General features: G+C 44.9%; 13 protein-coding genes. 2 read left to right on the forward strand and 11 right to left on the reverse strand.

Annotation, left to right across the window (positions count from 1 at the left end; translation table 11 throughout):
* Positions 1-3: 3 nt before the first annotated feature.
* Entirely contained in the window at positions 4-2,289 is a 2,286-nt protein-coding gene (locus ABIN22_RS20045) for an ATP-binding cassette domain-containing protein (protein WP_430517208.1), read from the reverse strand.
* 281 nt (positions 2,290-2,570) lie between these two features.
* Here ABIN22_RS20045 and ABIN22_RS20050 point away from each other — a divergent pair, with 281 nt between their 5' ends.
* Positions 2,571-3,191, forward strand: a complete 621-nt coding sequence (locus tag ABIN22_RS20050; RefSeq protein ID WP_346910787.1) for a DUF4317 family protein — start codon at positions 2,571-2,573, stop codon at positions 3,189-3,191.
* A gap of 8 nt (positions 3,192-3,199) precedes the next feature.
* Here the strand turns inward: ABIN22_RS20050 and ABIN22_RS20055 are convergent, their stop codons facing one another.
* Together ABIN22_RS20055 and ABIN22_RS20060 are read right to left on the reverse strand one after the other, a co-directional pair.
* On the reverse strand, positions 3,200-4,267 hold the full coding sequence (locus ABIN22_RS20055; RefSeq protein WP_118618796.1) for a tyrosine-type recombinase/integrase: 1,068 nt from the start codon (positions 4,265-4,267) through the stop codon (positions 3,200-3,202).
* Between the two features lie 222 nt (positions 4,268-4,489).
* Positions 4,490-4,855 (reverse strand): LysM peptidoglycan-binding domain-containing protein, encoded by a 366-nt coding sequence (locus ABIN22_RS20060; RefSeq protein WP_109730364.1) that lies wholly within the window; start codon positions 4,853-4,855, stop codon positions 4,490-4,492.
* A gap of 225 nt (positions 4,856-5,080) precedes the next feature.
* Between ABIN22_RS20060 and lexA the strand changes: the two genes are divergently transcribed.
* A complete protein-coding gene (gene lexA, locus ABIN22_RS20065; RefSeq protein WP_346910749.1) occupies positions 5,081-5,695 on the forward strand; it encodes a transcriptional repressor LexA in 615 nt (204 codons plus the stop codon).
* 118 nt (positions 5,696-5,813) lie between these two features.
* Here lexA and ABIN22_RS20070 read toward each other — a convergent pair whose 3' ends face one another.
* The 8 genes from ABIN22_RS20070 to rpmA all read right to left on the reverse strand — a co-directional run bounded on the left by ABIN22_RS20070 (position 5,814) and on the right by rpmA (position 14,065).
* Entirely contained in the window at positions 5,814-8,804 is a 2,991-nt protein-coding gene (locus ABIN22_RS20070; protein ID WP_346910751.1) for a bifunctional diguanylate cyclase/phosphodiesterase, read from the reverse strand.
* Between the two features lie 89 nt (positions 8,805-8,893).
* Positions 8,894-10,363, reverse strand: coding sequence for an extracellular solute-binding protein (locus tag ABIN22_RS20075; protein ID WP_346910753.1), 1,470 nt, complete (start codon positions 10,361-10,363; stop codon positions 8,894-8,896).
* A gap of 27 nt (positions 10,364-10,390) precedes the next feature.
* The gene (gene rsfS, locus ABIN22_RS20080; RefSeq protein WP_109730361.1) at positions 10,391-10,738 is read right to left on the reverse strand and encodes a ribosome silencing factor; all 348 of its coding nucleotides are present in this window, start codon (positions 10,736-10,738) and stop codon (positions 10,391-10,393) included.
* Between the two features lie 22 nt (positions 10,739-10,760).
* Positions 10,761-11,330 carry a bis(5'-nucleosyl)-tetraphosphatase (symmetrical) YqeK gene (gene yqeK / locus ABIN22_RS20085; RefSeq protein WP_109730360.1) on the reverse strand — a complete coding sequence of 190 codons (570 nt, stop codon included), beginning with the start codon at positions 11,328-11,330 and terminating at the stop codon, positions 10,761-10,763.
* Positions 11,331-11,333: 3 nt separating this feature from the next.
* Positions 11,334-11,939 (reverse strand): nicotinate-nucleotide adenylyltransferase, encoded by a 606-nt coding sequence (gene nadD / locus ABIN22_RS20090; RefSeq protein WP_346910756.1) that lies wholly within the window; start codon positions 11,937-11,939, stop codon positions 11,334-11,336.
* A gap of 9 nt (positions 11,940-11,948) precedes the next feature.
* Complete coding sequence (gene yhbY, locus ABIN22_RS20095; protein ID WP_109730358.1) at positions 11,949-12,239, reverse strand: ribosome assembly RNA-binding protein YhbY; 291 nt, start codon at positions 12,237-12,239, stop codon at positions 11,949-11,951.
* A gap of 16 nt (positions 12,240-12,255) precedes the next feature.
* A complete protein-coding gene (obgE, locus tag ABIN22_RS20100; protein WP_109730357.1) occupies positions 12,256-13,539 on the reverse strand; it encodes a GTPase ObgE in 1,284 nt (427 codons plus the stop codon).
* 241 nt (positions 13,540-13,780) lie between these two features.
* A complete protein-coding gene (rpmA, locus tag ABIN22_RS20105; RefSeq protein ID WP_109730356.1) occupies positions 13,781-14,065 on the reverse strand; it encodes a 50S ribosomal protein L27 in 285 nt (94 codons plus the stop codon).

Raw genomic sequence — 14,065 nt, forward strand, 5'->3', positions numbered from 1 at the left:
GATTTACTCCAAAGATTTTCTCAGGTATCTGGCTGTGATCGTATCCGCGTTATCAGCCATTTCCTGAGGGGTGCCGGTAAATACGACCTCTCCCCCGTTTGTTCCGCCGTCAGGACCTATATCAATGATATAATCTGCCTGCTTCATTACATCCAGATTATGTTCTATTACAATGACTGTATTTCCCCGCCTTACAAAACCATCTAAAAGTTTCATGATATTTTTAACATCTGAAGCATGCAGGCCTGTGGTGGGCTCATCAAGCAGGTAGATATTCCCCTTCTTATCCAGATACTTTGCAAGCTTTACCCGCTGCCTTTCACCACCGGAGAGGGTGGAAAGCGGCTGTCCGAGTGTCAGATAGGAGAGACCTGCATCGATCATTGCCTGAAGCTGCTTATGGATTTTTTTGCTGTCACTGAAGAATTCTGCCGCTTCTTCCGCTGTCATGTTTAAGATATCAATCATGTTCTTCCCTTTATATCTGTAGGATAAGGCTTCATCACTATACCGGCTGCCATCGCAGGCTTCACATACGGTAGTCACCGGATCCATAAACACCAGCTCCGTAATGACAACACCCCTTCCCTTGCAGGCCGGGCAGGCGCCCCTGCTGTTGAAAGAGAAGAGGGAAGCCTCCACACCGTTTTCATCTGCAAGCAGCTTACGTATGTGGTCGAAAAAGCCCAAAAATGTAGCTGGAGTAGATCGCCCGGTAGCAGTAATCGGAGACTGGTCTACAAGTACCACCCGGTCTTCATATTCCCGGGCAAAAACATCACGGATCAGGCTGGATTTACCCGAACCTGCTACCCCTGTCACAACAGTCAGCACATTTGTCGGAATATCCACGGATACATTTTTCAGATTATGAAGGGCCGCCCCGCGCACGGGCAGAAAATGCTCCGCCTTCCTCGGGTACTCTTTGACCGGAATATATTCTTTCATGGCATTTCCCGTAAGGGTGCCAGAATCTAAAAGTCCTTCATAACTCCCCTGGTAGAGAATCCGGCCTCCATTGCGGCCTGCCATGGGACCGACATCGATCACTTCGTCTGCAATTGATATGACGTCTTTGTCATGCTCCACTACAAGGACCGTATTTCCTTTACTGCGCAGGCTCTTTAGCAGCCCGGTCATACGGTGCACATCTCTCGGGTGCATTCCCGTACTGGGCTCATCAAAGATATAGATCATATTCGTGAGGGAACTCCCCATATAGCGCACCAGTTTCAGACGTTGTGCCTCACCACCTGATAAAGTCGTAGACTCCCGGTTCATGCTCAGATACGGAAGCCCGATCTCGATCATGCGCTTCAGGGACGCCGTCAGGCTGCCTGTGATTGCTTCTCCCCGCGGGTCTCTGACCTCACTCAGGACAGAATATAGCCTAGTGAATTCCATCTCACACATCTCATCAATACTGTACCCGTTTACCCGGCAGGAGAGTGCTGCTTCATTCAGACGCTTCCCACGGCATACAGGGCATTCCCGTTCTTTCACCAGCTTATTCAGACGCATCAGGGAGCGGTCGCTGGATGACGATAAATCACGCTTAATGAGCAGCCGGTTCAGGTGATTGTAGATTCCTTCTATTTTCTTGTTTACCTGCTTCCCGCCGCGTTCATAAGCTCCGTATAACAGAAGATTCTTTTCCCTCTCTGAATAATCCGCCCACTTTTTATCAAGATCAAAAAGACCTGTCTGTGTATACTGTTTCCAATACCAGTTATTGACACTGAAAGCCGGAAGCTGCACCATACCTTCATTCCAGCTTTTATCCTGCGCCAGCACCTGGTCCATGTCCAGATCCAGAATCTTACCGATACCCGAGCATTCCGGACACATTCCGTTCGGATCATTAAAGGAAAAGTAAGACGCAGTTCCCACATAAGGCTTCCCAATGCGTGAGTACAGCAGCCGCATTGCGGAATACATATCACTGATGGTCCCCACAGTAGAACGAGCATTGCCACCCAGCCTTGACTGGTCAATGATGACAGAAGCGGAAAGATTATCTATAAAATCGACCCTTGGTTTCTTATATTTCGGAAGCCTCCCCCTGATGAACGCGGAATAGGTTTCGTTCATCTGACGCTGGCTTTCCGCAGCGATCGTATCAAATACGATACTCGATTTTCCGGAGCCTGAAACACCTGTAAAAACTATGATTTTTCCTTTCGGAATCTCTAAAGATACATTTTTTAGATTATTTTGCTTTAACCCTTTGATGATAATGTGATCCTGATAAGACATGTTATTCCCTTCTTTCTGTAAATTGTAGTTCATTATAGCAGTACATAGAAAAAATAACCTGACTTTCTCTGCTTTCTCAGGTCAGGAGCGTGAAGACTCCCGCCGGACTGCTATGTTCAGGATACACCCTCCCCCAGTGGGAGAGTCAAGTCACCATCACGTAAATTTCCCAATACTGTTAAGAATTTATTGTTCAGGGAATTGCAAAGGGGAGGGGAGATATGAGATAATATACGATACAGCGGCAATATTCGAATAAATGTGCCGGGCAGGCACCAAGAACTATGGAGGTAATGAACGTGATTAACAACGAGATGATAAACAGGGAGGATATGCTGGCTTTAACCCGGCGCATGACACAGGCAAGATCCTCTGTTACGAGAATTGCGGGGAGCTATATGGATCAGGATGGAGAAATCGACGGGACATTTAATACAAATTTCCTGAAACTTTCTCCGCAGGAAAAGGGAAAAAACCTTAAGATTGCCAAGGCAATTCCCTTTTCAGAAACAAATGTCAATCTGAAAAGGTATCGATTTCCCGATCGCGCCATGAAACCGGGCAGCATGTGGCAGCTTCTTATGGGTATGAAAACCTGCGGACTGAAAAATGATGCGCTGATGGAAACCTTCTATGAACTGATAGCTGAATCCTACCAGTCAGATCATGAGTATGCAGTTTTTGTGTTCCACGACCGGTATGATATCCCGGCCAAGGCAGCAAACCATGAGCGGCTGGGGGAATCTGAAGAGGTCTTCGAGTATATTATCTGTGCGGTATGTCCTCTGGCAGGGGACTATGAGCCGGATAAGCCGGAATGCGGTTTTCTGTTTCCCGCCTTCTATGACGGGGGCGCGGCACAGAATTTTGTGGATGTCTTTCAGGCAGATGAAAAGCATCCACACCCGGAAATACTGAAAATATTAGGACTTTAGCCTGCGTTTTACGGTTCCCGCAGCTTAACAGCCCCTGCAGCCTGCCTGCGGCGGTTCTCATCGATAGCCGCATAATGCTTTTTCGTAGTATTCACATCTTTGTGCCCTAAAACATCCGCTACAAGGTATATATCACCTGTTTCCTTGTACAGTGCGGTGCCATAGGTACTGCGGAGCTTATGCGGCGTAATTTTTTTATTCGGCGTGATCTGGCGTGCATACTTCTTAACCATATTCTCAACTGCCTGTACCCCGATCCGTCTGCGCTGGGTAGAAAGGAACAGTGCATTTTCATGGCCGGGCAGGGCAGTAGTGGACTTCCTCGTTGTATAGAGATACATCTTCAGTGCATTCTCGACCTCCTCGCCAAAGTATACAACCATTTCGTTCCCGCCTTTCCGGGTAACCTTCACACCATTATTCTTAAAATCCACATCCTGGATATCAAGTCCCACGCATTCAGAAACGCGGATCCCTGTGCCTAAAAGTAAAGTTAAGATCGCCAGGTCACGATTCTTAGTTTTTTCAAAATATACCTTGCGCTGGCCGGTCAGGTCATCGCCCCCGTGTTCCACGTATTCCAGAAGGGTGGCAACTTCATCGGTATCCAGACGTATAATCGCCTTATCATGCAGCTTCGGCATATCGACAAGCAGGGTGGGGTTCTTATCGATAATCTGATGCTTAAAGAAATATGCGTAGAAGCTTCGAAGCGCTGACATTTTACGTGCCAGACCTTTTTCCGTATTTGTGATCTGTTTGTTCCCGTCCCCTTTATAGACCTTCAGATATTCCTGATATTCTTCAATATCGACCGGCTCAATACGTTCCAGATCTTTGACTGTGAACTTGTCCATCTTATAGTTCTTATAAACCGGATTATTCTCCATCAGGAAATGAAAGAAAATACGGATATCATAGGCATAAGAAATCCGTGTCTTTGCAGAGCTTTTCGGCTCAATGGCACGAAAATAATCCTTCGCAAAAGGCGGCATCGTCTTAAGGATCTCCCTGAGGCGCAATGTGTTATCTATGTAAGTCTGTTCATGGTATGTCTTAGAATCCTGTGTGGACATCTGAATAATTCCCCCTTAATGAATGAATGTAAGAATAATTATACCATATATACGGATTTCTGTCCATATCTATTGGAAAAATCGGTATTTGTCGTATAGATATATTGCTATTACTATACTTCTATTTGTACATAGGATGAGGCAGCCATGCGGATGACTCCGGCAGGCTGCCTCTGGGTGAGTTTATATATCAATACATAGGGATGTATATTGATACCGTATCTAATTTACAAATTCTGTATTATTATAAGCAACGATCAGATTCTGACCAGCTTTAATCTTGTCTGAGTTCAGTGAGTTTATTTCTTTCAGTGTCTGGACGTATTCCTGTACGGAATCGTAATCCTCAGTTATATATGCTTTGGCAATGTCCCATAAAGTATCTCCTGGCTGAATCTCTATGCTTGTATAGTACTTAAAATTGACAGGATTCTCTGAACGGCTTCCATGTGCAGAACTCCGTATATTGCCAAACACTGCACATGCAGCAAATATGATAAATATTGTGGCAATACATATTAGGATTCTCTTTTTTAATCCATCGTCCTGTCTTACTGCTTTTACCTTTGTACACTTCTGGCTTCTCATCTGTATCTCCCCCTGATTCATACTGCATATTTGGATCCCTCGTTCTGTGTCGAACATTTGTTCTTCATAGTTAAGATTATAGTACACGAACACATGTTTGTCAATAGTTTAAACAGTATTTTCGAACGTATTTTCGTAACAAGTGTTTGCTTTTTAACAGGACCTATGGTACTATATTTATACAGCATATCAGATATACTTTAACAATATGAGGAGGTTCCGTGTATGTCACAGGGGAAGATCAGCAAGAAGCAGCTGGAAATATTAGAATACATAAAGTCACAGATTCTTGAAAGGGGATTCCCGCCTGCAGTCAGGGAGATTTGCGAGGCTGTCAGCCTGAAGTCCACCTCATCTGTCCACTCTCATCTGGAGACGCTGGAGAAGAACGGGTATATCAGACGAGATCCAACGAAGCCAAGGGCAATCGAGATTCTGGACGATACTTTTAATCTGACCAGACGTGAAGTTGTGAACGTACCGCTTATCGGCCGTGTAGCCGCCGGAGAGCCGCTGCTCGCCCAGGAGAACATCGAGAACTACTTTCCAATCCCAATGGAATTCATGCCAAACAAACAGACCTTCCTGCTGACCGTAAAGGGTGAAAGCATGATCAATGCGGGCATTCTGGATGGTGATATGGTCCTTGTGGAGCAGGCGCAGACTGCAGATAACGGGGATATGGTCGTGGCCCTTATAGAGGATGGAGCCACTGTCAAGACATTTTACAGAGAAGAAGGCGTCTGCCGCCTCCTGCCAGAGAATGACTATATGGATCCGATCATTGTAAAGGATGTTTCCATTCTGGGCAAAGTAATCGGTGTCTTCCGTTTCTTTTAATTAATGATCCATGATAATAGGAGTACTTTCTTATGAAATAAAAAACATCCTGTCTGAATTGGTAATTCCAGTATCGGAATTTCTCTTCAGACAGGATGTTTTTAACTGACAGTACTTATTAGTTTTGAAATTCTCTGATCTGCTTTAGGACATAGTCATTGATCTTCGGTGGTTCAGCATCCGGACGGGCCAGATAATATCCCTGAAGATAGTCGGCTCCCAGTTCAATCACCTTTTTCATCTCCTGCTCTGTCTCAATTCCTTCCGCAATTACTTTGATGTTTCGCTCTTTCGCATAGGAAATTGTATTCTCCACAATCTTCTGCTTGTCAGTATTAAGATGGATCCCGAAGATGATCTCCCTGTCTATCTTAATATATTTTGGTGCAAGCTCTAGCAATATCCGCTCGCCATTGTAGCCGCTGCCATAATCATCCAGGGCAAAATCAGAGTTCCATCTGTTTACAATCACCCGCTTCACATCCATCGCCTCTTTATTTGTCTCTGAGTCTTCTGTGATTTCCAGTACAAAGTGGTCTAAATAGCCCCTGCATTCTGATTCAATCCGTTCGAGTGCCTGATTACTCAATCTATAGTCAGCCAGAGAGTTGATAAATACTTTGCAGTCATCATCTATTTTATGTTCCCTGATATGCTGCATGTATGTCCTTGTGGCCATTCTCCATGTAAGATCTTCTACCTTATCGAGCTTATGTTCTTCCCGTGCAAGTGAGAGGATCTCTGCCGGACTACGCAGTGTTGGCATTTTCCCGCGCATCAGTGCTTCATATGCAAAGATTCTGCCTGTACGCGCATCCACGATCGGCTGGAAGAAATATTCAACTTCTTCTCTTTCCAGCAGTTCAGTCAGTTCACGGCGGTTCTGGGAAATATATTCTTCACTGTGGTAGGCTCCGATATCAAAATCGCCGATCTCGCCTTTCGTCGAATGCTTCACCTGGTACATTGCGAAATCAGAATACTGCAGCAGCTGCTCGTAATGTCTTGAATCTCTCGGATACCAGGATATACCGCCGGACATCTTCAGTCTCACCCGCTGCATCGGGGGAAGCATAATATACTCCTTGGCAATTCCTTCTCTGAATAGTTTTATCTTCTGGCTGATCTCCTCCTCTGTCTGGTATCCATAGAAGAACATATAGAACTCATCCCCGGAAATTCGTGCAATAACAGTGTCAGGAGGCGTATACTTCCGGAAAGAGTCGGCCGCGGCCTGTATATATTTATCTCCATAATCATGCCCGTATTTATCATTAATCTGCTTTAAGTTATCCAGGTCAATCATAACAAGCGCTGCTTTCTTGAGGAGCATTTCTCCTCCCGCAAACAACTGCTGCATGATACGCTGGAATGCCCGTCTGTTTTTCAGTCCGGTCAGAAGGTCATGGTCGCGTTCATGTTCGAGAAGCTGCTTTTCCTGGATTGTCTTCGTAATGTCTTCTGCCACGCCTATGATCCTGCGGCCTTCCAGCCTTGAATAGCTCAGCCTGATGTATGTGTCTCTTTCCCCATAAGGGATCTTGTAGAGAACGTAACTTTCATTCTCTTCTTCCTTATATATATCAAATGAACTCATTTCCTGAATGAATAAATTAATGTCCAGCGTCTGGGATGGGACATCATTTTCACCGAAAATGTGGAAGAAGCCATCCGTTATAAACAGCGTATTATACTCCAAATTCAGTTCAAAGCCTGCAATGCGGATACTTGCTTTATTCAGAATCTGTGCGAACTTAGTGGCAGAATCTATCACGTCACTGCTGAGCTTCTCAATCGAGCGCTCCATCTGGTCAAACTCTAAAATATTTGTCCGCGGGAGACGAATCTTTTTCTGGGTATTCATGCGCTGCATATTTCTTGAAACAATATGGATCGGTCTGGAAATCATAAAACTGACCAGAATACTTCCGCCAATACCAATACTGATCGTAACTAAAATTGCGACACCAATATAATTCAGGATATGTCTGGAAAATTCCGTAATGTCCCGTTCCCTGACTACACCTGCAATACCCCAGTGGTCTGATTCAAACGGGCCATTGGAATCATACAGCTGGAGATAATCAATATCAATGAACAACTTTTCCTCTTCCATATCAATATACTGAAGGCCATCTTCTGTGGTCCTGATATGCAGTTCCTCCCCTTGTGGTATACAACTGCTGTCAGATGAAAAAATAGTCTGGTACGTTCCGTCAGCGTCATTTTTGACAAGCAACAGATATGAGGCATCATTTCTGTCATTCATCAGCTCTTCATATGGAAGCATTGTAGAAAGATAATCCAGTGTAATCTCCATCCCAAGCACGCCGTATACCTGTCCGTCTGATGTTATGAGCGGAACAGTGTAGGAGATCATCTCCTTATCATCGTCAGTCAGCGTATGAGGTTTTGACCAGTATCCAAGTTCCGTCAGAGAATCCGCCTTTGGATTCAGGACTCCCTGTTCATAGGGATTCAGGAACAAATTCATCGTTTCCGGATTCTGGGCACTGAATACAAACTGTGGCTTCCATGCGCTGTCTGTTGCAATATCAAGGCTATGTACAAGCTCTACAGAACCTCTTTCTATGAGCAGGTCACTGTTGCGGATAGAAGGGCTCGTTTCCGGGTCCAGGTCTCTGAAATAAATACCAGGTTTTGTGATTTGGTCTGCCCCGCGCAGTGTGTCCGGATTGTCTGTATTAAATACAACAAATGCCCCCGTCACTTTATTAGAGCGGAGCATGTCGATCAGGTAACCTGAAATCTGTGACACCAGGGGATAGCAGGCTTCAGAGTTATCTCCTACTGCTGAAAGGTCCAGCATACCGTCTGACTCCAGCTCCTCTGCTTTTGCACTGATCAGCTGTGCTGTGTAGGATACATTTGACCAGTTATTCAGCATCTCATTCTGTAAATAACTGCTTCTGTTTTGAACTTTCCCCTGCACGATACCACGCGCGTTCTGATTCAGTTCCTTTATCGTTCCGCCGAATATAAATGTTCCCGAGAGCAGAAATACTTCCAATAAAGTAAGGAGAATCATGGGAATCAGTATTCTCTTTAAGATAGGCTTTGCCTTCCGGTGCTTCATACTCATTCTCATTCATCTCCTTCCTTTTATTTTCCGTATTCACTTATGATAAACATCATTTCAGACCATGAATAAAATCAGATGTATAGATATGATACTGCTTAATCAGCCTCAACAAGTGCTGACAGAGATGTAAGCGTTTCCTGATACCATGTTTCAAAGTTCTCATCCGTATCGAATCGGCTGACCGCCTCTGCTCTGGACTGGCCGCCCTGAATCAGTTCAAGTATCTCTTCCCTGTCCGCAGCGGCTTTATCTGAAAGAGAATATTCCAGGACATTGCGTGCATTCGTACCGTTCTTAAAAGCACGGGTAGTGTATAACGTATTATTTTCAATCTGGTCCAGAGATGCATCCAGAACCTGCAGCACACTGCTGTCCGTACTTTCCACTTTCTGGTTAATCATTTCCTTTGTATTTGCTTCCTTCTTTACAGGAAGATAACCGGATGAAACCGCAAAGTCAATATTACGCTCCGTGTCTGTAAACCACTTCAAAAATTCGACGGATGCTTCTATTTCCGCCTTATCTTCTTTGTTCATTACCACCATTCCGGCTCCCTGCTGAACCGCATAGTCCTCTCCGTCTTCAAACTTCGGACAGGTTAATGCCTTCATTTCAATAGGATATGTATGCTCATCATCCAGAGTTACCTGATCCGGAAAAAATGTAGCTCCTGCAGAAGATCCAACAAATGCAAGGATGTTTCCTGTTTTGATGTCATCGCTTCTGAATTTACCTGAAGAAGCAAAGTAACCGTTTACATATGGTACATAATAGTTATCCCAGAGCTTGCGGACGACATCTTTATCAAAATTCAATTCTGGTTTGCCGTCTTTTACAGAGAAAATTTCAACCCCCAGTTCTCTTGCACCAATAATAAAGTAATTTGCCATCGCGTCCCTTCCGAAAAATGCTTTCCCGTCATCCGGCGTATCGGTAAGGCTGTCCGTCCATTCATAATACTCCTGTGCCGTAGCTGTGATCCCTTCGATTGTAGAAATATCTTCCTGAGATGCCCCCGTTGCATCGGCAAATTTCTCCCAGTCAGTCTCATTGAGCATGAATATTTCAGTCGCTTTCGCTACCGGGAATATTTTCAGGGTATCTTCAGAAGAAAACTTTCCTTCATCGATGTAACTGTCCATGTATTCACTGATTTCCTCATCGGTCATGTATTCCTTCAGGTCAACTGCCATTCCCTTCTGGTCTACGGCATAGGCAGTATCTGCATATGCCGCAAAGATATTCGGAATCTCCTTCGCCCCTACTTTCCCGTCTATGGAGGCTATCACATTTTCTTCCAGATCAGCAACATTGCCGAGGCTGGAGGCTTTCACTTTGATTCCAAGCTCTTTTCCTTTCCCTTCATTAAACTCTGTCACAAGCTTGTTGAATGCATCCTGCTGGGCACCATTATAATAATGCCATACCTCAATTGATACAGGTTTTTCTGCATTCAGAAGGCTGTCTTTTTTGCTCTCCTTTTTATCTGCTGCAGAACATCCTGCCGTCAGCATCAGAGCCGCCGCTGTCAGCAGGCTGATTCCCGTTCTATATATACTTTTCACCAGCATTTCCCCCTGATTCATTTTCTGTTATAGTGTGTCAATATCCACAACTTTTCCGTCTCTCCAGATTCTCTCCAGGTTATAGAACAGCCTGTTTTCTTTGTCAAATATATGCACAATAATGTCGGCAAAATCAAGCAGTACCCAGCTGCTTCCATATCCTTCACGCTGTTTCAGTGAATATCCTGCCTTATGCAGGCATTCCTCCACATTGTCAACCAGTGCCTTAACCTGACTTTCATTATTTCCGTTCGCAATAATAAAATAATCTGCCAGAACAGATACTCCTGATATATCAATGACCTTGATATCCTCTCCCTTTTTCTCATCCAGTGCCCTGTAGGCGATCTGTGCCATTTCTCTTGCCTGATCCATAAAACAATATCTCCTTTACTTTTTATGATTCTTTATAATAAAATTCATAAGTCTTAACAGTCATCGGGTCGATCTCTCTTCTGGCCCCTTTCAGATAAGATATAGTTGATCCCGCACTTAATGCAACAGCCTTATCAATATCTGTAAAAGCAGCCTTTCTCACCCTTGTAAGCCCCGGAATCTCCATTCGTCCCGGTTCAATATAATCTGCTATATACACAATCTTCTCAAGAAGCGTCATGTCAGGCCTCCCGGTTGTGTGATAGTTGACTGCCCCGAGGATTTCCTGTTCATTGATCCCATACTCATGTTCCGCCAGATATGCGCCCAGACGTGCGTGTATCAGGGCCGGCATCTTTACTTCCGATTCCGTCAGCCGGATGCCGTACTCGTCACAGAGCTTCATCTGCTCTTTGCCCGAACAGAACTTTGCACAGTCATGGAGCAGTCCGGCCAGCAGTGCATTACGGATGTCTTCACCATAACGCATGGCAAGTGAAGATGCCGTATACATGACGCCCAGCGTATGCTCATACCGGTCCGGTTTCAGCTTTCTCTCTAACTTTCTGCGAATTCCTGTTATATCTGTCATGCTTTAACCTTCCTTATATAAATGATGTTCTTTAATATAAGCAGCCACAGCATCAGGTACCATATAGTGGACTGTAAGCCCTTTTGCAGCCCGTTCCCTGATCGTAGTTGAAGAAATCTCAAGAAGCGGTGCGCGCAGCAGTTCGATGTCGGCCGCATATTTCTCTTTTAAATAAGCAATCTGTTTCTGCATATCCCCTACATCTTTGTCATCCCGCATCGCAGCCAGTATTGTACATGTAGGAAAAATTTCTTTAAAAAACTTCCAATGTTCAATAGAAAACAGAGAATCTGCCCCCAGTATAAAGTAAAACTCATTGCCGGGATACAATTCATGAAACTCCAGCATAGTCTTATAGGTATAATGAACTCCCTCTTTTGCCTCATGAAGCGAAACTTTAAAGTGCGGAGCACCCTTGATCGCTGCTTTGACCATTGATACTCTGTGTACCAGTGAAGTATCCATCTCGTCAGTATCTTTGTGGGGCGGATTTCCGTTTGGCAGAAACCAGATCTCATCCAGTTCAAACTGCTCGAACGCAAATTCCCCTAAAAGCAGATGCCCGATGTGGATCGGGTCAAAGGTCCCCCCCATAATTCCAATCTTCATACTATCCCCCTATGGAAGAACAATTTTTTTCTTGTCGTCTTTTCCTTCTTTGTATAATACAATCTTCTTGCCGATCACCTGTACTACCTGTGAACGTGTACGCTCTGCAACCATCTCAGCCAGCTCCCTTGGATCGTCTGCACAATTCTGCAGCACACTGATCTTAATCAGCTCTCTGGCCTCCAGTGCCTCCGCGATTGCGGCCGTCAGGCCGGGTGTCATACTGGACTTTCCTATCTGGAAAATCGGGTCCATTGTCATTGCAAGGCTCTTTAAATATGCTCTTTGTTTTGTCGTCATTCTCTCTTATCTCCTGTTACTTGTAATAATCAAATTGTAATCCATACATTCTTACTGTATCGCCTTCCTGTATGCCTGCCTGCTCCAGTTCATCCAGAATCCCTGCATCTTTGAGGAACTTCTGGAAGAAAGCAAATCCTTTTTCTGAGTCCAGATTCGTATAACCAAGCATCTTATCGATCTTCGGTCCCTCTATTACATAAGCATCTTCCTCTTTTGTGACCGTGTACGGAAGGTCGTCGTAGATGAGTTCGTCTTCTGGGAAGAATTCCTGTTCAAACATGACAGGTTCACTGTCCATGTTCTGAAGCTGTTCACTGACATAGTAAAGCAGTTCAGAGATTCCCTTTCCTGAAACACCGGAAATTGCAAATACCTTCATTCCTTTTGGCTCAAATTCCGCTTTCAGCTTTTCTACAGGATCTTCATCCTCACTATAGATCAGATCTGTCTTATTTGCCGCGATTACCTGGGGACGTTTGGCAATCTCCGGATTATATGCTTCTAATTCTGCATTGATCTTATAAATATCATCTATCGGGTCACGGCCCTCCGTTCCGGCCGCATCGACAACATGGATCATCATCTTGGTCCGCTCTATATGGCGCAGGAACTCATGTCCGAGTCCGACTCCCTCCGAAGCGCCCTCGATCAGTCCCGGGATGTCCGCCATAACGAATCCCTTGGCACCGTCCAGATCCACAACCCCGAGATTCGGATTCAGGGTTGTGAAGTGATAGTTGGCAATCTTGGGATCAGCATTTGTCACTCTGGACAGCAGCGTTGACTTTCCGACATTCGGGAATCCGATCAGTCCCACGTCCGCGATTACTTTCAATTCCATATTCACTTCTAATTCCATCGCCGGCTGTCCCGGCTGGGCATACTTCGGCACCTGCATGGTTGCCGTGGCAAAATGCTGGTTCCCCAGTCCGCCTTTTCCGCCTTTTAAAACGATCTGGCGGCTGTTCTCACCGGACATGTCCGCGATAACCTTACCGGATCGGGATTCTTTAATAACGGTTCCTTCCGGAACCTTTAAAATCAGGTCTTTCCCGTCTTTCCCGTGGCAGCGGCGCTTACCGCCCTGTTCTCCGTCTTCGGCCGCATACTTCCTTTTATGTCTGAAGTCTACAAGTGTGTTCAGCCCCTTGTCTACTTCAAATATCAGATCCCCGCCTTTTCCGCCGTCGCCGCCGTCCGGCCCGCCGTTTGGAACATACAGCTCCCTGCGGAAACTGCAGTGCCCGTCTCCGCCTTTTCCGGATCTGATAAAAATTTTAGCTCTGTCTGCAAACATAATATCTATTTCCTTTTCTTCTTGCTATATTTACTGAATTTTCCAATTCATAATCTTTTTTATTATATCATAACGCATGTATTTTTACTATGAATAATTCACTTTTGATAATAACCAGTATACAACTTTTTCATAAAAATATCCGTTAATGGCCCGTTGCCCGCAGGAAATAAAAAGATGTACTTCCTGTGAAATAATAAAAAGCCCCAGACTGTTAGGTCTGAGGCCACATACGCTACGCTTATTCAGCTACCGGATAGATAGAAACCTGTTTCTTGTCTCTGCCTTTTCTCTCGTATCTAACAACACCGTCTGCTAATGCGAACAGTGTATCATCTCCGCCGCGTCCTACGTTCACGCCTGGATGAATCTTAGTTCCACGCTGTCTGTAAAGGATGTTTCCAGCTTTTACAAACTGTCCGTCAGCTCTCTTTGCGCCTAATCTCTTAGACTCGGAATCACGTCCGTTCCTTGTAGAACCAACTCCCTTTTTATGAGCGAAATACTGAAGGTTCAATTTCATCAT

The organism is Faecalicatena orotica, from assembly GCF_905197545.1.
GTDB classification, from domain to species: Bacteria; Bacillota; Clostridia; order Lachnospirales; family Lachnospiraceae; genus Faecalicatena_A; species Faecalicatena_A orotica.